This is a genomic window from Idiomarina sp. X4 (genome assembly GCF_002808045.1).
Classification (GTDB): Bacteria; Pseudomonadota; Gammaproteobacteria; order Enterobacterales; family Alteromonadaceae; genus Idiomarina.
In genome coordinates, this window is sequence record NZ_CP025000.1 from 379,635 (window position 1) to 401,548 (window position 21,914).

A 21,914-nucleotide genomic window follows, 5' to 3' on the forward strand; every position below is an offset into this window, starting at 1 on the left:
CGCATAGTTACTGACTCCGGCACGCTAAAGCATCGCGTGCGCGGGCGGCATCTTTTTCAATTTGTTCTTGTAAGTGCTGTAACGACGCAAAGCGTTGCTCGTTACGCAGTTTAGCCACCGGAGTGACCGTTAAATTCTGACCGTACAGATTGCCTGAAAACTCAAACAAATGCACCTCTAGCTGCACTTCGTCGCCATTTAATGTGGGGCGTGTGCCTAAATTGGCAACACCGGAATAAGTTTGTCCACTCTGTTCGTGCGACGCCGTTACCGCAAACACGCCATGAAGCGGGCTTTTAAGACGTTTTAATGGCACATTGGCGGTAGGGAAGCCAATCGTCCGGCCGTTCTTGCGACCATGAACCACTTTCCCCATCATTTGGTACGGTCGGCCCAGCATTTGTTCGGCAAGCTCAAAATCACCGTTATCCAGCGCCTGGCGAATGGCGGTGCTGCTGACACGCTGCTGTTGTTGACGATAGCTGCGCGTATCGACCACTTCAAAGCCCAGCTTGTCGCCTTCTTTTTTCAGCAGCTCAAAGTCACCCTCTCGCTTATAGCCAAAGCGAAAGTCGTCTCCCACCACCAGGAATTTTACGCCCAGCTTTTTAACCAGGGTCTGTTCAATGAATTCCTGAGCCGGCTGGCTAGCAAACTTTTTATTAAATTCAATAACGATATGACGGTCGATATTCTGCGCTTTTAACGCCGTATACTTCTCGCGCCAATTGGTCAGGCGTGCCGGTGCTTGTCCGGGCTGAAACAACTCTTGCGGCTGCGGCTCAAAGGTCATAACAGCTGACGGAACACCAAGCTGTTTTGCTTTCTCACGAACCTGAGCCAATACCGCCTGATGGCCCAAATGCACGCCATCGAAATTACCGATGGTCAGCACACAGCCATTGTGTTCATCTCGTAAGTTATGAGTACCGCGAATCAGTTCCATACCCGAACAGTCTTAAGGTCGTTTGAGAAAGTCGCGATTATAACCGATAACCGCGTGATAATCAGTACTCGCGAGCACGGAAATGTCGCGGTCGCATACCCGTGACAAGCAAGGTCACTAAATAGGCGACCACACCGGCGCCGATCATTTGTGCCAAGAGCCACGGCCGTTCAACCAAACTGCTTTGCTGCCATGCGCCAGCATCTGGGTTCAACCATAAAATAACGCCTATCATGACTGCCGTTGCCAAAATAACCTGAACAATGAAACGCCATGTGCCTGGCTGCGCTTTTAAAACGCCTTCTTTATATAGAGTAAAGCCTAACAGGCCAGCGTTAATAGCTGCCGACGCCGCCGTTGCCATTGCCAAGCCTACATAGCTAAAGGGAATAGCCAGTGCGACGTTAAACACCATATTCGAAACCATGGCAATAATGCCAAATTTTACCGGGCGCTTGGTGTCTTGCCGCGAGTAAAAGCCGGTTGCCAGTACTTTTACCAACATAAAGCTGACCAGGCCGGTTGCATACGCCATTAAGCTATAAGACGCCATGCGCGCATCTTCCGGGCCAAATGCACCGTGCATGAAAAGCACCATCAGCATAGGCTCGGCAAGCACAAACAGTCCCGCCATAGCAGGTACACCTAATAGCAGCACCATTCGCACGCCCCAGTCTAAAGTGGCGCTGAAGTTTTGTGTGGACTTATCAACATGACGTGACGACAACGCTGGCAGTATAACCGTCGCTATGGCAATACCGAAAAGCCCAAGCGGGAATTCGAGTAGACGATCAGAGTAATAGAGCCAACTGATAGAGCCGGTCATTAAGAAACTGGCTATGAGCGTATCGAGTAACAGATTAATTTGGCTGACCGAAACCCCAAAAATAGCCGGCAGCATCAGTTTGCGAATTTTCGTGACGCCAGGGTCTTTCCAGCCCCACTTAGGCTTCACCAACAAGCCCGCCTTTTTAAGGAACGGAATTTGGAACAACAACTGGATTAAACCACCGAAGAATACACCCCACGCAAGTCCGTATTCCGGTTGCTCCATATTGGGTGCTAGCCAGATGGCGGCAGAGATAATCGCGATGTTTAAAAACACCGGGGTAAATGCCGCTACCGCAAACTTGCCCAATGTATTGAGAATGGCGCCCGCCATAGCAGTAAAAGTAATGAACCATAAATAAGGGAAGGTAATGCGCAGCAAATCGCTGGCCAGCACAAACTTATGACCCTGCGGCCCGTCGTGCCACCAATCCAGGAACCACCCCATACCAAACAACGCCGTGACAATGGGCGAAGCTATAACGCCGAATAACGTGACCACGGTAATAATAGTGCCCAGCGTACCCGACACCCTCGCTATTAAGAGTTGTTGCTCTGGCAGCTCTTTGCCCTGCTTGTATTCTGTAAGTACCGGCACAAAGGCTTGCGCAAACGCGCCTTCGGCAAATAAACGCCGGAGGAAATTAGGGATTTTATTGGCAAAGAAGAAGACATCCGCCGCTGCACCTGCTCCCATTAGGTTGGCAATGACCACATCGCGCACTAAGCCCAAAACCCGCGAAATGAGGGTCATGAAACTTACGATGAAACCGGATTTAAGTAACGACTTAGACACAGGTAGTCCTTTAATTCCCTAAACGTGCTGTAATTATTATTTTGCGACTTTTTCTAGTGCTTCTTTCACTTGCTCATGCATTGTTGGAAGCTCACGCTCTATGGTACGCCATACCAATTCGTAATCAATTTTAAAGTAGCCATGAGCAATCGCGTTTCGCATTTGGTATGCAGAAGTTAAGGGGATATCAGGAAACTTAGAGACAGTAATCGGACAATTTTTTAATAAGTTATTGGACGCTTCACCTACAACTTCTAAGTTGCGTATAACGGCGTCTTGAACCAACTCATCACTGAGAAAGGTATTTTCATCTAGCTCAGAAGTGTATGACTCTATGCGCTCTATCGCGTCACGAATATGATTTAAGTAATCTACAGCCCTGCTTTCTTTGCTGGTCATATCAAACGAGCTTCCTGCTCAACTTTTTCTTTAAAATGCATAGGCAAGCTATTAGGTGTCAGCACATCCACTTCAACGCCCAGTAGCTCATTCAGCTCAAACTTGATAGCTCCAATATCAAACATTGTTGTTTCTGGCGTTGTCTCAATAAGTAAGTCTAGATCGCTATCTAAAGAGTCATCTTGTCGCACAGCAGAGCCGAACACCTTCACGTTTTTCGCATGGTGCTTTTCTACAATTTGCTGAATTTCCTGACGGTGCTTTTTCAACAGCGATGATAAACGAGACATATTTCCTCCAACAGTGTTACCCGAAATATAACCTATCAACATTGTTTTCGCCATGCGAAATAGTAAAACCTAAAGGTCAATTATCTCTTATTTTTATCGCTCTAGCTGTTGACTTTTGCGGCAAAAACGGCATAATCGCCAACCTTTATAAGAGAAGCGTTCTGTTAATGAATTTAGGAGTTCACCTTGGCTAACATTAAGTCTGCTAAAAAGCGTGCGATTCAGGCCGAGAAAAATCGCCGCCACAATGCAAGCCGTCGTTCAATGATGCGTACATACCTTAAACGTGTAAACGCAGCCATTGAAAGCAAAGATAAAGAAGCAGCAAACGCTGCAATGAAAGACGTAACCCCAATGCTGGACCGTTACGCGACTAAAGGTCTTATCAGCAAAAACAAAGCGGCACGCCATAAGAGCCGTTTGAACGCTAAGATCCAAGCACTGTAAAGAAATTTACTGACCTAGGCTTTTAGCGTAGGGAAAGAAAAGCCGACCATGATTCGTTCATTGGTCGGTTTTTTATTTGGTATAAGCTCGAACGCCTTTTTTACTTTTACCTATTTTGGTAATCGCTGCGCCGGTTTCTTCTAGGACTTGTTCTAGCTCTGGTTGTACTTCATTTAAGTAGTTATCAACTTCGGCAACAACAGTCACCCATTCGCGGGACTCTGTCCAGTCGTCAGGTAACAGCTCTAGAAAGGAGAGTATTTTAGGGAGAGTATCAGCAGCAGACTCATACTCTGAGTCTGCTACTTGTTGTTTTAGCTGCTCGTGGAGCTCATTTAATTGTTCAGGTGAGCGCGTCTCTTCAGACACGTTAAGCTCCGGCTGCTTGCTGCATTCGGTTCATAGCAACATCACGCTGTTCGGCAGGAATTTGGTCCCATGCACCTTTAATATCCAGCATTAAACGCGCTACCTCATCAATCGCCTCAATATCCATGTCGATGGACGCATCTGCAATACGCGTACTCATGTACATATACAGCTCGCGTAAGTTGCCAGTTGCTTGCGCTCCAGCGGAGTCATCCAGGCTATAACGCAGCGAGTCAACAATAGCTTGCGCTTTACTTAAGTAATGGCTCTTTTTCTCAAGGTCTTTACGCTGAATCGCTCCTTTGGCGTAATTCAGGTTCTCTAACACACCCGCCATCAGCATTTGTACTAGCTGATAGGGGTCTGCACCCGCAACACGAGTTTCTAGTGAGCCTTTAGTGTAGCCTTTAAGCTTCATATTCATACGTAATTACCTCGAATTAATCATTGTCCCGAGTAAAACCCGGAAGGTTTGCAAGCTGGGCACTGACGGCATTGCCACGACTTTGTAGTTGACCGACTAAAGAGTCCAGTGCTTGATATTTTGAGTTCAATGTTTCGCGCAGTGATTCCATGCGCAGCTCCAGTGACTCACGACTCTCAGCAACACGATCCAAGCTTTCATTGATAGAGTCTCGGCGCATTTGCAGTGAACCGCCAGCACTAACATAGCCGTCTAGTAAAGTTTCCATGCGTGCTGCCATACCGTTTTCGCCGCCAATCAGATTTTGTAATGCCGATGGTTCAGCCGCCAGAACATCCTTAACGTTAGTGACCGGGTTTTCCTGTTGTAAGCGCCCGTCGTTGTCTAAACCGAAACCTAAATCAAACAAGGTCTGCCCTTCACCAAAGGTACTTGTCAGCACATTGTTCAATTGGCTTTTTAAAGTGCGAACTGTGGCATCGCCCTGCATCATGCTGTTTTCACCGCCAATTTCACTGAGCAAATCAACCGTGCTGTTATAGGCTTTTACAAAACTATCTATGGACTTTTGAACGCCCGCATCGTCTCGTGCTATCGACAACTGCGCCTTTTCAGTGCCTTCCGATTCTTTCAGCGCCGTAATGGTCGAGCCTTGAATAACATCGGTAAAGGTATTGGTGTCGTTGGTAGCCTGAATGCCGTCAATCTCAATAATGGCATCAGTCGCCTGATCATTGGCCGCTATGGTCATGCCGCCAGCACCACCTGCATTGGCTTGAGTTGAAATAGCGTCAAATTCCGCATTGTCATTAGTAACGGTTAAGTCATTACCCGCGCCACTGACACTTGAACGAAAGACTAACTTTGCTTCGGTACCAGTATTAATAATATCCGCTGTAACGCCAAAGTTATCTTCAGATGAGTTAACTGCATTGCGAATATCTTCCAGCGTTGAGCCCGCTTCAATATTTAGCGTAAAGCTCTCCCCTCCAGCGCCAAAGGTTAGGGAACCCGCGTTGGTATTAACCTCGTCATCCGCACTGGCAAAAGCGCCATCCGCAGACACTGCTCGGCTACCTTTTGCAAGCTGTTGAACAAAGAGTTCAAAATCACCCGCGCTGGCATCCTCAGAGCTTTCTACACTGACAACATCGCCTGAATCGGGTTGAGTGACTGACGCTTTCATAGCACTAAACAAACTGCCGTCGGTCAGCTTCTCAGCACTCTCCTGAAGCTTTGATAATGCCGAACGCATTTCACCAACAGCCGATAGCTCCACTGTTAGGCGGCCTTCCTGTTGGTCCAGGCGGTTTTTCTTAGGAACACGCTCGGCCTGTAATGTCGCATCGATGATGCCCTGCAGGTCTAAGCCTGAGCGCGCACCTGTTGATGAAATTAATGGCATCTCAACACCTCACTTAAATCTGGTTGTCGAATAAAAATCCCATCCGACTGTTCTCGTTATCGGCCATTTCTTCAATAGCTTTAGATAACTTCACAACCAATTCTGACGGAATTTGACGAATCATTTCACCGTTGTCGGTATCTATCACCTTAACCACCGGCGGCTCGTCTCTTTCATCGAAAACAAACTGCAAACTGGTATTACGAATAGTCGACGACTGATTCATTTCCTCTACCGTGTCTGCAATACTCTCGCTACTTGCCTGCTTTTCCACTTTATCAGCGGTGCGCTCCTGAACTTGACTGACCGCGTCCATAACCTTTTGGTCCTGCGGTCGCTCCGCCTTGTTCGGTGAACCACCCGCTGCACTACTTAAGGGACTTAACGCGCGGCTTTCAACTGACATGTCTGCCATAATACTCACCTTTACCTTAGTTATTGTGCAGTTTAGCACTAAAACAATTATCCATGTATGTTATCGGTGAGACCTGCTGAAAACTTTAGCGTTTAATTGAAGTTTTTTTAATCGGCATCGGTTTTGTTGTTAAGCCTTTGAATTACAAGCATAAAAAAACCGGAGCAAGAGCTCCGGTTTTTAGTAACGGTTGAGTTAGTTGAGCAATTAGCCCAGTAACTGCAGTGCCGCCTGTGGACGCTGGTTCGCCTGCGCCAGGATAGTCTGAGACGCCTGCTGCAGGATCTGAGCCTGAGTCAGTTTCGCAGTTTCAGCCGCAAAGTCAGCATCTTTGATTCGAGACTTCGCACCTTCCAGGTTCTCAGCAATGTTCGATTGGTTACGAATAGTCGCTTGGAAACGGTTCTGAACCGCACCTAAGTCTGCTCGCTCCGAGTCAATTTGGCCAATTGCAGCGTCAATGACTGAAATCGCACTCTGCGCACCATCCGCAGAGCTGATATCCACGCCACCAACAGACTCTAAAGTCGAAGTTGTAGCACCGAATATCTCTCCAACACTAGAGTTGGTAGTGTTGTCGGTAATGCTGAACGAATCACTAGATTCTAACTCTAGTTTTGAGTTTACTACAACGTCACCATTGGTAGTGTCAGCTGTTGTACCACCTAAAGAAAGTGATGTGCCGTCTTGTTGCCCTGTGACTTTAACACCATCGACATTCTCTGCAGTAATTTCAATGTCTCCGCTCTCGTTTACAGAAGCATTGTATCCAGCCTTACCGATAGCATTAGCAAGCTCTTTGGCTGAGCCATTATACTCCGCAAGCGTAAATGTTTCATCACCAATACTGAGAGTACCTTGGTCTGATGAAGACAGTCCTGCCAAAGTAGTAGTCACGGAGGTTTTGGCCGACACGCCAATGTTCGCGTCATTAACTTGAGTAGCCAAATCAGTCACTGACTGGCCTGTAGCCAAATCTAGATCAAAGTCCCCGTCCTTACCGGCGATATTTACTGTATCTCCAGTATCAGTTAACGATGCTGTATCGAAATAGTCAGCTCCGGCATTACCGGTAGTTGCTTGAGTAGATGCACCTACCGAGCTTCCAGCAGTATCGATTCTATTACTGCCAATGTTATTTGAAGAAATATCGCCAATCGTAATATTGATTGTCTGGTTTGCGTCAGCACCCACTTGGAAAGACTTACCGGCAAAATCACCATTCAGCAATTTTTCACCACCGAAAGTAGAGGTCTCTGCAATTCTAGTCAGCTCTAATTGAAGGTTAGATACTTCCTTTTGAAGTGCAGCCCGGTCATCCGCTGAATTCGAGTCATTTGCTGATTGAATAGCAAGCGTACGCATCCGCTGCAAGATATTGGTCGATTCATCCATTGCACCTTCAGCAGTTTGCGCAACTGAAATACCATCGTTTGCGTTACGGTTACCTTGGTTCAAGCCGTTGATTTGTGAACTCAAACGGTTTGATATTTGTAAGCCTGCTGCGTCATCTGCAGCGCTGTTAATACGGAAGCCTGACGACAAACGTTGAAATGCTTGGTCAAGCTGGTTTCCTGAGCCCATCAGCTGACGCTGTGCGTTCAGTGAGCTGACGTTAGTGTTTACATAAAGTGCCATAATAATGCTCCTCAGTTTCTAGCCTAAGCTTGGATTCAATCGTTGTTGCCAAGCTGGAGGAATGTTTCGGCTTCGTGTTTCGCCTGGTTAAATTTTCCTCTCACAAAGGGTATCGGCAGGGGTTTGGGGAGCTTTAGTCTTTTTTTGAAAAAATTTGAAGTTTTTTAAGTAGAGTGACGTTTATGTCAGGCGGGGAAAGATATAAAGAACGGTCAGTTAATCATTTAAGCATCGCACCTGCCGTAATAACGGCAGGCTACATCACTTTATAAATAGTCGAACAAGCTTAGGCGACTTACTCGGGTGAACACTTGTTGAGCGGCAGAATAAATAGTTTCGTTTTTGACTAAATCAGTTACCGCTTCTGAGTAGTCAACGTCGGAAATATCTGCACGCGCCTTTTTATTTACGATTTCAATATCAGCATTGCTGAGCTTAGCGTTGTCCATAACATTTAAGCGAGCACCGACAGACGCTTGCGTATCGGTTAAGTCGCTAATGACAGTATTAAAATCATCTAGCGCAAAAGCAATTTCGCTCTCATGAAAGCCTTTGCTTTCAGGACCCGACTCTTCCAGTGCGGTGGCTAAGTCTCGAATTTGCGTTAACAAGTTACGCGATACTGGTTCACCGATAGAATAACTGAATGAGTTACCAGCGACCGGCATGTTGTCTGGGTTTAATTCCAATGTCATGCCGTTATATTCAACTTTGCCGTCCGTTACCGTTCCGGCCACTACTGGGTTAACACCATCATCAATTTCATAAGTGTCCGGTCCGGTAAAGTTAACCGTGAAATCAGTCGGGTCACCCGCGTCAATACGCGTTTCTGTATCAGCAATAAGTGCGTCGCGATCGTTGACTTCTACTTTCTCAATAAAGTTATTGCCACCGGTTAGCTCAAAGTCGACACGCTTAGACACGTTAGAAAAGGCGCGGCTGCCAGGATCATTTGCCGGTAGATACAACGTCGGTGACAACTGAATCATACGCTGGCCCTGATCACCGACATACTCATAAGCTTGATTTGCGTCATTAAACTCCATAGGCTGGGTACGATTTTGATAACCCGCAAATATATATTCGCCCGACTCATCTTGCGCGTTGGTTAAATCAAAAATGGAGGTTTCCAAGTTACGCAGTTCCGAAGCTAAAGCCTTTCGGTTAGTTTGATCATAGCTACCGTTACCCGCTTGCACAGCTAAAGCCCGCGCGCGTTGAACTGCATCTGTAATACTACTAATGACACTCTCCTCACGGCGCAGGTTATTCTCTAGTGTGACCGAGTTACGCTCGAACTGTTCGTTCTGGCCAATTTTTTCATTCAACGCCAGTACCTGCGAATTACCAATAGGGTCATCCGCCGGACTTAAAATTTTTGTCTGCTTAGTCAGCATCAACTGAATTTTATCCAGCCGACTCTGTGAGGTTTGTAAGCTATCCAGCCCACGCTGGAAAAATAAGTTAGTACTTAGTCGCATAATTCTTACCTCAATGACGTCAGCAAGGTGTCAAAAATAGTCTGTGATGTCGTAATAATTCGGGCAGACGCTGTGTAGGCTTGCTGATACTGAATTAGATTCGCTGCTTCTTCTTCTAGGTTCACGCCGGCTTGCGAGTCATACAACGTTTCTGTCTGTGACTTAATGGCTTCAGCAGAATCTCGTAATACCCGATTTTGACTCACACGGCTGCCCACGTCCGATACCAAACGACCGTAACTTTCGTTAAAGGTCATAGTCGGCTCGGCTTCTTCGCCGCCAGAGCGGCGGACGAGTTGTTGACGTTGCAAGTCAGCCATTGCCTGACCATTGCTGTTATCATCAAAACCATTGGTGTTGTATTCAATAGTGTATTCATCACCAACGGCAGGCTCACCATTAATGTCTATTTCGTAATCAGGATCGGCTAAGCCGGCTTGGTCTAAAATACCGTTTAGATCAGTTGTCCCCGTAATGGTACCTAAACTGGTGCCATCTTTAGCAAAAACTTCCAGATCATAAGCGTTGCCCGTCTGCCCTGTGATTTCAATACGGGCTGGAGCCCCGGGCAGTAGAGTATTGTTTGCAGTATCGAAATAATCATCCGGTGTATTAATGGCCGCTATTTCAATACCAGCTGCCCCCTGGTTATCCATACCGTCTTTAACCCGAATAGGGTTCGCTAACGCAATGTCTTCCGGGCGCCGAATGGCTAAGCTTATTTCTGATGCTGCGCGGTCAGCTGGCTTTGCAAGGAACTGGTCACCTGCGTTCGCTGTGCCAGTTAAGTCTAACGAAATACCCAGCTCACTAATATCAATAGTTCCCGGCGACGCCTGCGTCACGGTAATTGTATCCGCACCGCTTACAACCGAACCATCTTCATTAACCGGTACTATTTCGTATTCGTCCGGGTTAGCCGTTTTAGTAATACGTAAGTTTTCCGACGGAAACGATTTACTGTCTCCTTCCAAAATACGCACGGTCATTTCGCCGGTGCCGGTATTGTCTGAGTACTGTAACGCTTGTGACTCAGTTTGTGACAAATCGAATATTTTGCGACCCAGTTGATTATCTAAGTCCATACCTTTCTGGTTTTGCGTATTCATGGAATCTGCAATACGCACCGCAAGTTGTCCTAACCTTTTCTGGGTTGGCACTAGCACTTCATCGCGATACTCAAGATAACCACCGACAGACCCGCCTAGTTCGTTTGTCGGCACATAGAACTCGCTGACACTACCACCGCTGTGCTCTTTTTTTAGCACCATTTCCAACCGCTCAGTATCCGGGTTACTTTTCATAGCAACGGCGTTGAAGCGACCATTCTCAAGCACAATGGGCTGGCCGTTTTTCAAGTTAACGCTTACTGCGCCGCTTTTTTGCTCTACGGTACTGAATTCGACTAACTCAGCCAACTCTCTTAATTGCTCATCGCGCTTATTCAATAATGCGTTCAAGTCGCCATTATCGTTATTTTTTCCCGCAGAGTTTTGGATTTTTGAGTTCAACTCAGCCAGGTTCTTTGAAATTGAGTTAATTCTGTCTGTTGATAACGTCAGACGGTCGTTGATGATGCCTTTTTGGTCATTTAAATACTGCGAGAAGTCATTGAACTTAGTGACCATTGCATCCGCTTCTGCCAACACCAGCTGGCGAGCGGTGACCGACCCTGGGTCGTTATTCGCGTCTTGCAGTGTGTTGAAAAAGCTCTCTACTGACGAAGCTACGTTTGTGGTGCTATCGCCCAGCAGAGTGTCTAACTGCTCTGCCTGCTCTAAATTCGCTTCGTAGTAACTGACGTTTGAAATATCGTTTCGTAATTGGCGATTGGCAAATTCATCGATCATGCGCTGCACACGCAGGCGCTCCAAGCCGCCGTACTCGCTTTCCATATACTCGGTGCGTTCACGAACGTAGCTCGGAGTGTTTGTATTATTAATGTTTTTACCGGTAATTTGCAGGCTCTGCTGATGAGCTAATATGCCGTTTTTACCGATATTTAATAAGTCAAAACTCATCGATGTCTCTCCAATAACTCTGTGCCCTATATCGGCACTGAGTAAATAATGTTTAGTTCAGGCGGCAATTTTTTGCCGCCCGTTGCAGACGCTTTAAATTGCTTTGTCCGCAAATGCCGGGTTATTTAACACCGACTGAATTTTCTGTGCGTATTTAGGATCTGTCGCATAGCCCGCTGATTGTAGGGCTTCTGCGTATTGCGCCGGATCATCAGCGACCTCTAACGCCTGCTGGTAACGCGGGTGCCCTTTTATAAAATCAACATAGTCCTGCAAGCTCTGTTCCACGTTAGAGTATGAGCGAAAAGCCGCACGCTCTTTGCGGGCCACGTCGCCGTCAAACTCTAATGTACTGACGTGGGATTTATCCCCTGCCCAGCGCTGGTCGGCTTTTATATTGAATAAGTTATTACTTGAGCCGCCATGCCGCCCCGGTACTAATCGCTGACCCCATCCGGTTTCCAAAGCAGCTTGAGCAATCAGTGCATTCGGGTTCAGTCCTTCTTGTTTCGCTATTTTCTCAGCATGCGGCTTTAGCGCTGCGACAAAGCTTTCCGGACTGGTAAACTTCGCTTCACCATCGCTTAACTTAGCGGTATTAACGCGCTTATTGCCGTAATAAAGCCCTGCATCGACGCCACCATGCTCACTCAGGCGCTCCGCTCTGTTTTTCATACGTGGGTCATCTAAGTTCGCACCAGAGCGGTTCTGATGTCCATGCTGGTAGCTGTCGTCACCGCCGAGCTGCTTAACCATAAGCTCAGCCAAGCCTAACGAGCCTTGACTGGACAACTCCGACGTCAGCTGCTGGTCGTACATATCGCGGTACATCTTGGTGTAGCGACTGTCCAGCATGTTACCTTCTTCGAACACGGCGTTGGCTTTACGCATGCTGCCCATTACCATATTCAGGAAAATAGCTTCAAACTGCTGCGCCGCCTCCATTAAGGCTTGCTTGTCATCCGGGTTAAACGCACGCTCACGCAAGCCGTTCAGGCTGTGCGTGTCCATGGCTAATTCAGCTTGTTTGAATTGTGCGTTTGAGCTTGTCATATCAGCCTCGGCTTAAATAACAATGAGTTCGCCGCTGAGCGCGCCAGCTTGTTTCAACGCTTCTAGCACGGCAATAATGTCACTCGGTGCAGCTCCAATCTGATTCACTGCACGAACCAGGTCATTCAGCGTTGTACCCGGCTGAAACACAAACATACGAGCGTCGTCTTGATTCACGTCGATAATCGACTGCGGTGTCACTACCGTTTCACCGTCACCAAACGGATTCGGTTGGTCGACGTTGACGTTTTCAGAAATCGTCACCTGCATATTGCCATGCGCAACGGCCGCTGGTCTTAACTCGACGTTTTGACCGACGACAATAGTGCCGGTTCGCGAGTTCACGATGACTTTCGCAGCGGTCTCTGCCGGCTCCACCTCTAAATTCTCAAGTGTGGACATATAACTAACACGCTGGTTTAAATCCCGCGGTGCGCGAACACGAACCGAAGTCGCATCGACAGCTTGTGCCGCTCCCTGGCCCACCAGACTGTTAATGGTCTGTGCCATACGCTTAGCGGTTGTAAAATCGGACTCATGTAAATTAAAGGTAAAGTAATCTGACGAGCCAAAAGACGTACGCACTTCTCGCTCAACAATACCGCCGCCGGGAATGCGGCCAACCGTTGGTGTGTTTATCACAATGCGCGAGCCGTCATTACCTTCAGCCCCCAGGCCACCGACAATAAGGTTACCCTGAGCGACGGCGTAGACTTCACCATTCGCGCCTTTTAAGAAGGTTTGCAGCAAAGTACCACCCGTTAGGCTGTCGGCACTGCCCACTGAGGACACTGTCACGTCAATTTTCTGACCCGGCTTTGCGAACGCCGGCAAGTCAGCGTGCACAGCAACCGCTGCCACATTATCGATTTTTGGGCGCTCACCTGCCGGAATGTTAATACCAAAGTTACCTAACATGGTCCGGAAGGTTTGGTCAGTAAACGGCGTTTGCTCACCCGTTCCAGGTAAGCCTACGACTAAACCGTAGCCAATTAACTGGTTAGAACGAATGCCCTGAACCGATGCAATGTCTTTAATACGCGATGCCTGCACAGGCGCTACCAGCATCGAGACTAAAAACAGAGTTAAAGTAATCAGTCGTGTCATTTTCATGTCCAACTCCTTAGAACGGCCAAATTGGACTGTTAAAGAAACGCGTTAACCAACCTTGCTCCTGCACTTGCGCAAGGCTACCCGTACCTGAGTATTCAATGCGCGCATTGGCAACACGAGTCGATGGAATTTGATTAGCAGCTGTGATGTCTTGCGGGCGAATCATGCCGGTTAAACGAATGTACTCGTCGCCGGTATTAATACGCATCCATTTCTCACCACGCACAATTAAGTTACCATTCGGCAGTACTTTTATAACCGTCACGGTAATTTCACCGGTAAGTTGATTGCTTTGGTCCGAACTGGCGTCTCCATTAAAGTCCCGCGTTCCGTTAATGCCGGCAGACAACGGGTTGCCTCCAACGGTAATATCCCGTCCGAACATGGTGGGCGCACCAAGTTCTGCCGTACTTTCTTTCGAGGTTTCGGTGGTCGCGGTTTTACTGGCGGTTGTCCTTTCCTGCAAGGTCACCGTAATAATATCGCCAAGCCGACGCGCTTTGATATCCGAATACAGGTTGTCAGCGTAAGCGTCCTGAAATAGTGACCCAGTTGGCACGACCGGCTGTGCACGTTCTTCCGGCAATACCGGGGCGTAATACGGGTCGTCCGGCATTGGCTTATGCGGTGAACTTGCACAGCCTGTCACCGCTAAAATTGCTAAAGTTGCTAAAAAGTAACGCATCACAGCCACCTGCTATTCATTCTTAATTAAAGTTGCTGAGTAACAAAGCTCAGCATTTGGTCAACTGAAGAAATGACTTTCGAATTCATCTCGTAACCGCGCTGACTTTCTATCAAGTTCACCAGCTCTTCGGTCACGTTCACGTTGGAGGTTTCCAGAGCCCCCTGAATGGTATTACCCATGCCATCAACGCCTGGTACCGCTTCTAAAGGCGCACCGCTAACCGCTGTTTCGCGGTATAGGTTCTGACCCATCGGCTCTAAGCCCGCCGGGTTAATAAAGTTCACTAAATTAATTTGGCCAACGGCAACGTTGTCCGGGTTTCCGGGTTGGGTGACTGTCACTTCACCTTCTTGTGAAATGCTAATAGACATTGCATCTTCGGGAATTTGAATCGCCGGTTCTAAAGTGTAACCGTTACCTGAGGTCACCATTTCCCCGTCTTCGTTCAGTGAAAACTGACCGTTACGCGTGTAGGAAATAGTCCCGTCCGGCATCAGAATTTGGAAGAATCCTTTGCCGTCGATCATCACATCCAACGAATTGTCGGTGGTCTGCACGTTACCCTGAGTATGCGCCTTTTGTGTAGCGACAACTTTGGTACCCGCGCCCACCATAAGACCATTCGGCAACTCCGTGTCCTGGGCTGACTGACCGCCAGGCTGGTTAATGTTCTGGTACAGCAAGTCTTCAAACACCGCGCGGCTTTTCTTGAAGCCGATGGTACTGGAGTTCGCCAAGTTATTGGAAATTACCGAGATATCGCGCTGTTGCGCATCCAGTCCGGTTTTACTTATCCATAGTGCTGGGTTCATGTTATGTCTCCTCTATACGCCGTTAACGCAATATTGGTTAACTGATGCGCATCAGCGATTCTGAGCGCTGCGCGTTTTCATCGGCGGTTTTCATTAATTTGACGTTCATTTCGTACTGACGCTGCAAGGCAATCATGTTGGTCATTTCTTCGACACTGTTCACGTTGCTGGTCTCAAGCGCACCAATCTGTAATTTGACATTGGCATCGGCAAAGGCAACCTGGTCGTCTTTCAGTTTGAATAAGCCATCTGTGCCTTTTTCAATATTGCCGTTTGGCGGGTTCACCAGTTTAATACGGCCAATTACTTCACTGACGTTTTCTGGCGCGCCCATAGGACGAATGGTCACATTGCCATTAGAACCAATACTTAACTTGTCGACTGGCTGGGGTACAAAAATAGGTCCGTTATCACCAATCAGTGTATGACCCTGCGAGTTCTGTAACAGCCCGTCAGTACCCACTTGCAAACTGCCATTGCGGGTATAACGCTCATTGCCGTTTTGATCCTGCACGGCAATCCAGCCCTGATCTTTTATCGCAACATCCATATTCCGGCCTGTGGTCTGCAAACCGCCTGCGGCAAAGTTCTGCCCTGGGCTTTCTGTCATGGAAAATACCCGTGTCGGCAAACCTTCACCAAACGCCTGCATGGCACGCGCTTGTTGCAAGTCGGCTTTAAACCCAGTGGTATTAGCGTTAGCAAGGTTATTTGCCCGCACCGCCACTGCGTTCATGTTTTCTTTGGCGCCGCTCATGGCAACCCAGAGCATTTTGTCCATAGCTGACCTCCAGCCAAAATTTTGTCGTTTTCGATCGTTACCCTATGCAATGCAGATTCCGTGCCAAAAATGAAAAAAGACGCCCGAAGGCGTCTTTTGTTTTTTATTTTCCAGCGAATTCAGTTATCGAATCTGCAAGATAGTCTGGTTAATGGTGTTATTCACTTCCAACGAACGCGAGTTCGCCTGGAAGTTACGCTGTGCGGTAATCAAGTCCACCAGCTCTTTCGTCAGGTTCACGTTTGAGTTTTCAAGCGCGGACGCTTCTATACCACCAAAAGTCCCGGTATTGGCTTCGCCTGACAGCGGCTCACCCGAGTCAATACTTTCACGCCACTTGGTACCACCAATTTGCGTTAACCCCTGCTCATTCGCAAAGCGAACAATGGCAACCTGGCCTAAGTATTGAACGTCACCGTTTGAGTAGGTCGCAGCAATAAGACCTGACTTGTCGATATCAACGTTAGTCAGACGGCCTACGGTGCTGCCATCCTGATCGAGGTTGGTCACTTCGAAGTCTGACGCGAACTGTGTAGGTGTGGTTGTTCCACTTAAGTCCTGGAAGTTAAATTGGATTGTTTGAGCCGTCGCGCCATTATCAAGATATGGGCCGTCGGGGCCAGCTCCACTTAAATCCAAACTTGCAGGATCAAAGTTCGTCTGTCCTGGAACACCGGTATTAGGTTCACCATTCCCCTGGAACGCAATTTGAACACCAGAATAGCCGTTTACTGATGCCGTCGCAGATGGTGTACCTGAACCTGTTGGATTCATAGTAATTTCTTGACCATCAAATGTCGCATATACATCCCACTGATTTGTGGCGTTGTCTCGTTTCACATAATAAGTAGAAAGGGTATGCGACTCACCTAAAGAGTCATAGACGGTTGCCGAGGTGGAGCTATGGTACGTGCTCGGTGTTTCCGGATCAAACGGATTTGCTGTACCGTCAATCGGTGAGCGACGCGCATCGACGTTAAATGCGGTAAATACATTATCAGTGCTTTGCGGCGCGCCGGCGACATCCGGAATACGAATAGGCTGCGTTGTTGCCAACGCTACGGAGGAATTAACCCCACTGTTACGATCCACTTGGTAACCCTGCAAATAGTTACCTTGGTTATCTACAATGAACTTATCGTCGTTTAACTTAAACGCTCCTGAACGCGTGTAAGTCATATCTCGAGAGCCTAGATCATCTGTCGTCGCAAAGAAGCCATTACCCGAAATCGCCATATCCAATGAGTTTTCAGTGAGTTCTAGCGCGCCTTGACTAAACTGCTGAGCTACCGATGAGGTCAAAACGCCGTCCCCAACTTTGGTATTACCGGCATTAAAGATGCTTGTCGCATAAACGTCAGCGAATTCAGCTCTAGATTGTTTAAAACCCGACGTCTTGACGTTTGAAATATTATTAGCAGTTACATCTAAATCTTTTTGAGATGCATTGATACCGCTGAGTGCAATACTAAATGACATAAGTCACCTCACTTGTTAACTAATTTCAGAGACATCAGAAAGCTTGATGCCACCTAATCCTTTAAGGTTCAAAACAACGCCTCGCTCACCGCCCGTACTGACGCTCTGGACACGCGCATGCATTTGTAACGGAAGCTCCTCGGCTTGACCTCCAACGGTCGCGTTCACCGAAAATGAGTAATTGCCCGCCGGTGCCTGCTCGCCAGTCGTCATGGTTCCGTCCCACTCAAACTCTTTAGTACCCTCTGGCATGTCACCCAAATTCAGGGTTTTCACCACCGCACCGGTCGAGTCTTTAATACTAATCTTTACATTCTGAGCGGTTTGCGGCGTGGCTATCATGCCCGACACACCAGCCCCCTCTTCCAAGTTAGCTTGCTCAGTTGGTACTAACACTTTGCGCCCAACCATAGTCGAAGCCTGCAATGCCTGGTTTGATGTCATGTCTTCCGCAAACTGGTCAAAACGCTCAGACATTCCGGTAATACCTTCCGCCATGGTGAAGCTGGTCATTTGAGCAATCATCTGATCATTCTCAACCGGCTTGGACGGATCCTGCATATTTAACTGCTGCGTCAACAACTTGAAGAAGTCTTCCTGCTGGAGCTTCTGCTGCTCGTCAGGGTCAGCGTATTTCGCGCCTTCGTCCTTCTTCCATTTCATGCTGTCGATGTAGGAGTTATTGCTTACGCCTTCCATTTGTTATCTCCTGCTTACCCTTGACCCAAGCGTAGTAAACGCTGCGTCATTGTTTTAGCTGTATCCGCCACCTGAACATTGGTCTGGTATGAGCGGGATGCCGAAATCATATTGGCCATTTCTTCCATGGTGTTAACGTTCGGCTTATAGATGTAGCCGTTTTCGTCCGCCATGGGATGGTTTGGTGCGTACTCAATTTGCAGTGGGTCGTCACTTTCGACTATGCCCAAAACTTTTACGCCCGCCGCTTGTCCGGTTTGTGTCTGATTCGTCAGACTGTTGCCACGATAATCGCCTTTAGCGTCTGCTAATGCGGTCGCAAAGACCGGATTACGCGCTTTGTAGGTTTCATCGATACTGCTGCTGACCGAGTTCGCGTTCGCCAAGTTACTTGCAGTTGTATTCAGCCGTACTGACTGAGCACTCATTGCCGAACCAGTTACATTGAAAATATTAAATAGGCTCATTGTTTTTCACCTCACCTACTGTCCGCCGCCAAGGGCTTTCTTAACGCCACTAATTTTCCCATCGAGGAAATTCATGGTCATTTCGTATTCCAGTGCATTCTGTGCATACAAGTTTTGTTCCAACTGCACATCGACGGTATTGCCGTCACCTGTGTCAGGCTGGTTTGGCACACGGAACTTCTCTGTGCCCTGAGGCTTAACCTCAACATTGAAATGTTTTTCGTGGGTGCGCGCCATTTTGTGCGTTTCAATGCCGCGCTGAGCCTGTTGCAGCGCTTGCTGAAAATCCAGCCCTTTGGCCTTGTAGCCGGGGGTGTCTGCGTTAGCAATATTATTGGCAATAAGCTCCGCACGTTGGGTGCGTATACCCAACGTGTGTTGCTGTATTCCCATAATTTTATCCATGGAAAGTGCCATTTTTTTGTCTCCACAGTGTTCGATTGTGAAGACAATGCAGGTATCGTGCCAGAAGTCCTGACACTTATTTTTGAAGAGGAAATTACGGGACGTCGTTATTTACGACGGTAGATAATACCGGGGTTGCAGCGAATCATCTCGAAGTCATCGGTTAAGCCTGAAATAGACTCCGATGCGCCAAGAATGAGATAGCCGCCTGGATTAAGTGATTGCCGGAATTGGGCAATTATTTTCCGCTTTACTTCCGGGGAGAAGTAAATAAGCACATTGCGGCAAAAAATAACATCGAATTTGCCGAGTAATGAATAACTGTCCAGTAAATTCAGGTGCCGGAAATGAATGTGCGTCTTTAAGTTATCCCTTACTTTCATCGATCCTGGCTTGCTACCATCGGTAAAGTACTTCTGCCTACGTTCTGCCGATAACCCCCGTGCTAATGCCAGGCTGTCGTATTCGCCAATACCACACTGTTCGAGCACTTTGTTGGAGATATCGGTTGCCGTTATTTTGATGCCACTTCTGAGAGCGCCGGGATTTTTGGCTTTGAATTCATCATAAGTAATGGCAATGGAGTACGGCTCTTGCCCAGAGGAGCATGCTGCTGACCATATTTTTAACGGTCCCGTATGGTTTTTGTATTCAGCAAAAATACGGTCATGCAAAATTTGGAAGGGATAAGTATCACGAAACCATAAGGTTTCATTCGTTGTCATGGCGTCAATAACTGCCGCCCGTAGGGCACGTTCACTGATTTTCATAGAACGCTTTACCAACTCTGACAACGAGTCAATATTAAAGCGCCCCATTAACGGGCTGAGCCGACTTTTGACCAAGTACAGTTTGCTTTCACCCAGCACAATACCGCACTGGTGCTCCAGAAACTGACGAAACTCTTGGTATTCCGATAAACTTAATTCGCGATTCGACACGTTATATTAACTGCTTCCGTTTCAATTTGTTCTTTTGCTATGCCGTAGCCTGATGCTATTACGTCAGGAGCATCTCACCTGATGCAATAGCATCAGGCTACAGTTTATTTCTCTCAGGCTACGACGGTATTAAGCCATTTTTGAACGGCTGTCGCCAGCTCATCGGGATGAAATTTTGCAATGAAATCATCAGCGCCGACTTTCTTCACCATAGCTTGATTAAAGACACCACTCAATGATGTGTGCAAAATAACATGAATATCACGTAAATCGGGATCGGCTTTTACCTCTGCAGTCAGTGTATAACCATCCATGACCGGCATTTCTACATCGGAAACAATAACTGGCACATGCGTGTGTGCGCTACCACCAAGTTCTTTTGCTTTATCTTTCAGATATTCGAGTGCTTCCTTTCCGTTCTTCCTGACTTCAAGGTGAATGCCTAAAGATTGCAAAGCGCGCTTTATTTGATTACGCGCCACAGACGAATCGTCAGTGATGAGAATGGTCAAATCTTCTTTAGCGACATTGATCTCTGCGTTAGCGACTTCTTCACTCACATCGGAGTTAATGGGTACGATATCAGCTAAAATACGCTCGACGTCAATAATCTCAACTAACTCGTTCTCAATTTCTGTCACTGCGGTCAGGTAAGCGTCGCGCCCGGCCCCTTTCGGCGGTGGCATAACATCTTCCCAATTAATATTCATAATGCGGTCTACACCACCAACCAGAAATCCCTGAACAGTTCTGTTGTATTCAGAAATAATGACGAAGCGGTTTTCAATGTCGGTAATAGCCGGACCACCGGTTGCCATACTCAAATCAATAATGGAGATAGCCTGACCTCGAATATGTGCGATACCTCTTACAAGCGGGTTTCGATTTGGCATTGCCGTTAACTTAGGACAAGGTAAAACTTCTCTGACCTTAAACACATTAATTCCGAAGCGTTGTTTCCCTGTTAACCTGAACAACAATAACTCCAGTCGGTTTTGTCCGACCATTTGTGTGCGCTGATTCACTGAATCGAGAATACTGGCCATGCTTCACTCCTGTAATATGGCAGGCTACCTTACTTCGGCACGGTATTTGCTTAAACCACTACCAGCAAATATGTATTGGTCGAGCCGCCGAACTTTTGACGTTATACCGTTTTTTTCGGCAGGCAGCCAGATAACCTTAGTAGATAACGTCAGGATATTTTTATGATAGTACGTAAATCGCTGTTGATCAGTTCGCTTTTTGCAATAACGATTTTGCTCTTGGGCTTTACCCCAAATAATGCGCTGGCACAAAGTAATGACGTACGCCTCGATTATAAGGCATTACAGACTCTGGCGCATGATTTTGTTCGCTCTCGGGTCAGTGCACCGGAAAGTGGGCGCATTGACGTTGTTGCGAATAACCTGGATCCCCGAATGACAGCAAAGCGATGTTCAGCGGCACCAGAGGTTGGCTTAGCGAGCAACGCAAGATTAGATGGCTACACAACCGTAGAAATTAAGTGTGCTTCCGCAAACGGTTGGCGAACCTATGTGCCGGTCAGAATTTACCGCTATAAAAATGTGGTCACCGCATCAGGTCCTATGTCTCCGGGCCAAATGATTAGCGAAAGTGATTTGACCTTTGCCGAAGTCGACCTAAACCAAATACGTTCAAACGTTTATACAACGAAGGAACTATTGGTTGGCGCTCGCGTCAAAAAGCGCATTGGCGCCGGTCAGGCAATTCGACCAAGCGATACCTGCCTTGTTTGTGAGGACCAAACGGTTACAATAGTGGCTAAGAATAAGGCATTAAGAATTACCGCTGACGGAAAAGCGTTAGCTGACGGCTTAAAAGGCGAATCGGTTGTTGTGAAAAACGCCCGCTCAGGCAAGTCGATAGAAGCGGTTGTAACAGGGCTGAACGAAGTCACCGTCAACCTTTAAAATACTTTACAAAAAAGTGGATTTTTTAGTTAAGTTTTTTCGGATATGGTCGATAAATAACCGAGACTTACTATCTAGCGAGG

General features: G+C 47.4%; 24 protein-coding genes. 2 read left to right on the forward strand and 22 right to left on the reverse strand.

The genetic code is table 11. From position 1 onward, the window contains the following. Nucleotides 1-7: 7 nt before the first annotated feature. The 4 genes from ribF to CWC33_RS01940 form a co-directional block, all read right to left on the reverse strand. The gene (ribF, locus tag CWC33_RS01925) at nucleotides 8-946 is read right to left on the reverse strand and encodes a bifunctional riboflavin kinase/FAD synthetase (protein ID WP_100690568.1); all 939 of its coding nucleotides are present in this window, start codon (nucleotides 944-946) and stop codon (nucleotides 8-10) included. A 61-nt stretch (nucleotides 947-1,007) separates the two neighbouring features. Continuing rightward, nucleotides 1,008-2,570, reverse strand: a complete 1,563-nt coding sequence (murJ, locus tag CWC33_RS01930) for a murein biosynthesis integral membrane protein MurJ (RefSeq protein ID WP_100690569.1) — start codon at nucleotides 2,568-2,570, stop codon at nucleotides 1,008-1,010. 36 nt (nucleotides 2,571-2,606) lie between these two features. Beyond that, nucleotides 2,607-2,969 (reverse strand): HepT-like ribonuclease domain-containing protein, encoded by a 363-nt coding sequence (locus CWC33_RS01935; RefSeq protein WP_100690570.1) that lies wholly within the window; start codon nucleotides 2,967-2,969, stop codon nucleotides 2,607-2,609. Then, nucleotides 2,966-3,259 carry a nucleotidyltransferase family protein gene (locus CWC33_RS01940; protein ID WP_100692251.1) on the reverse strand — a complete coding sequence of 98 codons (294 nt, stop codon included), beginning with the start codon at nucleotides 3,257-3,259 and terminating at the stop codon, nucleotides 2,966-2,968. Before CWC33_RS01940 ends, CWC33_RS01935 begins: the two co-directional genes overlap by 4 nt. A 186-nt stretch (nucleotides 3,260-3,445) precedes the next feature. Here CWC33_RS01940 and rpsT point away from each other — a divergent pair, with 186 nt between their 5' ends. Next, nucleotides 3,446-3,706 (forward strand): 30S ribosomal protein S20, encoded by a 261-nt coding sequence (gene rpsT, locus CWC33_RS01945; protein ID WP_053952959.1) that lies wholly within the window; start codon nucleotides 3,446-3,448, stop codon nucleotides 3,704-3,706. 72 nt (nucleotides 3,707-3,778) lie between these two features. Here rpsT and CWC33_RS01950 read toward each other — a convergent pair whose 3' ends face one another. From CWC33_RS01950 to CWC33_RS02035, 18 genes are all read right to left on the reverse strand, one after another. Next, nucleotides 3,779-4,075, reverse strand: a complete 297-nt coding sequence (locus CWC33_RS01950) for a hypothetical protein (RefSeq protein ID WP_100690571.1) — start codon at nucleotides 4,073-4,075, stop codon at nucleotides 3,779-3,781. A gap of 1 nt (nucleotide 4,076) precedes the next feature. Next, nucleotides 4,077-4,499, reverse strand: a complete 423-nt coding sequence (fliS, locus tag CWC33_RS01955) for a flagellar export chaperone FliS (protein ID WP_100690572.1) — start codon at nucleotides 4,497-4,499, stop codon at nucleotides 4,077-4,079. A gap of 16 nt (nucleotides 4,500-4,515) precedes the next feature. Further along, nucleotides 4,516-5,904, reverse strand: a complete 1,389-nt coding sequence (gene fliD, locus CWC33_RS01960; RefSeq protein WP_100690573.1) for a flagellar filament capping protein FliD — start codon at nucleotides 5,902-5,904, stop codon at nucleotides 4,516-4,518. A 13-nt stretch (nucleotides 5,905-5,917) separates the two neighbouring features. Continuing rightward, entirely contained in the window at nucleotides 5,918-6,319 is a 402-nt protein-coding gene (locus CWC33_RS01965; RefSeq protein ID WP_053952963.1) for a flagellar protein FlaG, read from the reverse strand. Between the two features lie 207 nt (nucleotides 6,320-6,526). After that, on the reverse strand, nucleotides 6,527-7,957 hold the full coding sequence (locus CWC33_RS01970) for a flagellin (protein ID WP_100690574.1): 1,431 nt from the start codon (nucleotides 7,955-7,957) through the stop codon (nucleotides 6,527-6,529). Nucleotides 7,958-8,223: 266 nt separating this feature from the next. Next, nucleotides 8,224-9,438, reverse strand: a complete 1,215-nt coding sequence (gene flgL / locus CWC33_RS01975; RefSeq protein WP_100690575.1) for a flagellar hook-associated protein FlgL — start codon at nucleotides 9,436-9,438, stop codon at nucleotides 8,224-8,226. A 5-nt stretch (nucleotides 9,439-9,443) separates the two neighbouring features. Next, entirely contained in the window at nucleotides 9,444-11,459 is a 2,016-nt protein-coding gene (gene flgK / locus CWC33_RS01980; protein WP_100690576.1) for a flagellar hook-associated protein FlgK, read from the reverse strand. A gap of 93 nt (nucleotides 11,460-11,552) precedes the next feature. Beyond that, nucleotides 11,553-12,512 (reverse strand): flagellar assembly peptidoglycan hydrolase FlgJ, encoded by a 960-nt coding sequence (gene flgJ / locus CWC33_RS01985; protein ID WP_100690577.1) that lies wholly within the window; start codon nucleotides 12,510-12,512, stop codon nucleotides 11,553-11,555. Nucleotides 12,513-12,524: 12 nt separating this feature from the next. Further along, nucleotides 12,525-13,619 (reverse strand): flagellar basal body P-ring protein FlgI, encoded by a 1,095-nt coding sequence (locus CWC33_RS01990; RefSeq protein ID WP_442906204.1) that lies wholly within the window; start codon nucleotides 13,617-13,619, stop codon nucleotides 12,525-12,527. A 16-nt stretch (nucleotides 13,620-13,635) separates the two neighbouring features. Continuing rightward, nucleotides 13,636-14,310, reverse strand: coding sequence for a flagellar basal body L-ring protein FlgH (gene flgH / locus CWC33_RS01995; protein ID WP_100690579.1), 675 nt, complete (start codon nucleotides 14,308-14,310; stop codon nucleotides 13,636-13,638). Between the two features lie 26 nt (nucleotides 14,311-14,336). Further along, entirely contained in the window at nucleotides 14,337-15,125 is a 789-nt protein-coding gene (gene flgG / locus CWC33_RS02000; protein ID WP_100690580.1) for a flagellar basal-body rod protein FlgG, read from the reverse strand. 37 nt (nucleotides 15,126-15,162) lie between these two features. Further along, nucleotides 15,163-15,906 (reverse strand): flagellar basal-body rod protein FlgF, encoded by a 744-nt coding sequence (flgF, locus tag CWC33_RS02005; protein WP_088768674.1) that lies wholly within the window; start codon nucleotides 15,904-15,906, stop codon nucleotides 15,163-15,165. Between the two features lie 123 nt (nucleotides 15,907-16,029). Next, entirely contained in the window at nucleotides 16,030-17,385 is a 1,356-nt protein-coding gene (flgE, locus tag CWC33_RS02010) for a flagellar hook protein FlgE (protein ID WP_100690581.1), read from the reverse strand. A 15-nt stretch (nucleotides 17,386-17,400) separates the two neighbouring features. Beyond that, nucleotides 17,401-18,084 (reverse strand): flagellar hook assembly protein FlgD, encoded by a 684-nt coding sequence (locus CWC33_RS02015; protein ID WP_100690582.1) that lies wholly within the window; start codon nucleotides 18,082-18,084, stop codon nucleotides 17,401-17,403. A gap of 14 nt (nucleotides 18,085-18,098) precedes the next feature. Beyond that, complete coding sequence (flgC, locus tag CWC33_RS02020) at nucleotides 18,099-18,551, reverse strand: flagellar basal body rod protein FlgC (RefSeq protein WP_100690583.1); 453 nt, start codon at nucleotides 18,549-18,551, stop codon at nucleotides 18,099-18,101. Nucleotides 18,552-18,566: 15 nt separating this feature from the next. Further along, nucleotides 18,567-18,968, reverse strand: coding sequence for a flagellar basal body rod protein FlgB (flgB, locus tag CWC33_RS02025; RefSeq protein WP_100690584.1), 402 nt, complete (start codon nucleotides 18,966-18,968; stop codon nucleotides 18,567-18,569). Between the two features lie 95 nt (nucleotides 18,969-19,063). After that, nucleotides 19,064-19,897 (reverse strand): CheR family methyltransferase, encoded by an 834-nt coding sequence (locus tag CWC33_RS02030; protein ID WP_100690585.1) that lies wholly within the window; start codon nucleotides 19,895-19,897, stop codon nucleotides 19,064-19,066. Between the two features lie 113 nt (nucleotides 19,898-20,010). Continuing rightward, nucleotides 20,011-20,943: a chemotaxis protein CheV gene (locus CWC33_RS02035; RefSeq protein ID WP_088768679.1), complete on the reverse strand. Its 933-nt coding sequence runs from the start codon at nucleotides 20,941-20,943 to the stop codon at nucleotides 20,011-20,013. A 162-nt stretch (nucleotides 20,944-21,105) separates the two neighbouring features. Here CWC33_RS02035 and flgA point away from each other — a divergent pair, with 162 nt between their 5' ends. Next, on the forward strand, nucleotides 21,106-21,831 hold the full coding sequence (flgA, locus tag CWC33_RS02040; RefSeq protein WP_100690586.1) for a flagellar basal body P-ring formation chaperone FlgA: 726 nt from the start codon (nucleotides 21,106-21,108) through the stop codon (nucleotides 21,829-21,831). The last annotated feature ends 83 nt before the right edge of the window (nucleotides 21,832-21,914 follow it).

Bases quoted from the DNA above. Each gene is read 5' to 3' on its own strand.
- ribF (WP_100690568.1), bottom strand. From the start codon at position 946: ATGGAACTGATTCGCGGTACTCATAACTTACGAGATGAACACAATGGC.
- CWC33_RS01935 (WP_100690570.1), bottom strand. From the start codon at position 2,969: ATGACCAGCAAAGAAAGCAGGGCTGTAGATTACTTAAATCATATTCGT.
- CWC33_RS01940 (WP_100692251.1), bottom strand. From the start codon at position 3,259: ATGTCTCGTTTATCATCGCTGTTGAAAAAGCACCGTCAGGAAATTCAG.
- fliS (WP_100690572.1), bottom strand. From the start codon at position 4,499: ATGAATATGAAGCTTAAAGGCTACACTAAAGGCTCACTAGAAACTCGT.
- fliD (WP_100690573.1), bottom strand. From the start codon at position 5,904: ATGCCATTAATTTCATCAACAGGTGCGCGCTCAGGCTTAGACCTGCAG.
- CWC33_RS01965 (WP_053952963.1), bottom strand. From the start codon at position 6,319: ATGGCAGACATGTCAGTTGAAAGCCGCGCGTTAAGTCCCTTAAGTAGT.
- CWC33_RS01970 (WP_100690574.1), bottom strand. From the start codon at position 7,957: ATGGCACTTTATGTAAACACTAACGTCAGCTCACTGAACGCACAGCGT.
- flgL (WP_100690575.1), bottom strand. From the start codon at position 9,438: ATGCGACTAAGTACTAACTTATTTTTCCAGCGTGGGCTGGATAGCTTA.
- flgK (WP_100690576.1), bottom strand. From the start codon at position 11,459: ATGAGTTTTGACTTATTAAATATCGGTAAAAACGGCATATTAGCTCAT.
- flgJ (WP_100690577.1), bottom strand. From the start codon at position 12,512: ATGACAAGCTCAAACGCACAATTCAAACAAGCTGAATTAGCCATGGAC.
- CWC33_RS01990 (WP_442906204.1), bottom strand. From the start codon at position 13,619: ATGACACGACTGATTACTTTAACTCTGTTTTTAGTCTCGATGCTGGTA.
- flgH (WP_100690579.1), bottom strand. From the start codon at position 14,310: ATGCGTTACTTTTTAGCAACTTTAGCAATTTTAGCGGTGACAGGCTGT.
- flgG (WP_100690580.1), bottom strand. From the start codon at position 15,125: ATGAACCCAGCACTATGGATAAGTAAAACCGGACTGGATGCGCAACAG.
- flgF (WP_088768674.1), bottom strand. From the start codon at position 15,906: ATGGACAAAATGCTCTGGGTTGCCATGAGCGGCGCCAAAGAAAACATG.
- flgE (WP_100690581.1), bottom strand. From the start codon at position 17,385: ATGTCATTTAGTATTGCACTCAGCGGTATCAATGCATCTCAAAAAGAT.
- CWC33_RS02015 (WP_100690582.1), bottom strand. From the start codon at position 18,084: ATGGAAGGCGTAAGCAATAACTCCTACATCGACAGCATGAAATGGAAG.
- flgC (WP_100690583.1), bottom strand. From the start codon at position 18,551: ATGAGCCTATTTAATATTTTCAATGTAACTGGTTCGGCAATGAGTGCT.
- flgB (WP_100690584.1), bottom strand. From the start codon at position 18,968: ATGGCACTTTCCATGGATAAAATTATGGGAATACAGCAACACACGTTG.
- CWC33_RS02035 (WP_088768679.1), bottom strand. From the start codon at position 20,943: ATGGCCAGTATTCTCGATTCAGTGAATCAGCGCACACAAATGGTCGGA.
- flgA (WP_100690586.1), top strand. From the start codon at position 21,106: ATGATAGTACGTAAATCGCTGTTGATCAGTTCGCTTTTTGCAATAACG.